The organism is Oleiphilus sp. HI0128, from assembly GCF_001635365.1.
In genome coordinates this window covers 1-367 of record NZ_LWGG01000576.1, presented here as the reverse complement: position 1 = coordinate 367, position 367 = coordinate 1, and the positions used below count along the sequence as shown (strand labels likewise).

General features: G+C 42.8%; 1 protein-coding gene. It reads right to left on the bottom strand.

Going from position 1 to position 367, the window contains the following annotated elements; all coding sequences use genetic code 11:
- The coding region (locus A3763_RS07030) for an aminotransferase class V-fold PLP-dependent enzyme (protein WP_156494983.1) at positions 1-367 on the bottom strand (367 nt) is incomplete at both ends.

The window sequence follows — 367 nt, the reverse complement described above, 5'->3', positions numbered from 1 at the left end:
TCATGACGTTCCCAAGCGCTTTCCAAACCTTCTTCTTTAAGAATTAATAGCGATTCGTGTAGTGCATACAAACTGTTAACTGGCGCAGTATGGTGATAAGTACGCTTAGCACCTTCACCCCAATAGTCCATGACCAGGTTTAGATCGAGGAACCAGCTGTAGTTCTTAGAGCTTTTGGCTTTGATCTTTTCAATTGCTTTAGTGCTAAAACTGACCGGAGAGAGACCTGGGATACAAGATAAGCACTTTTGAGTGCCTGAATAAATTGCGTCTATGCCCCAGTCATCAACTTGAACATCAGAACCGCCTAAAGAGGTGACGGCATCAACGATTGAAAGACAGTTATGTTGTTGAGCTATTGCACATA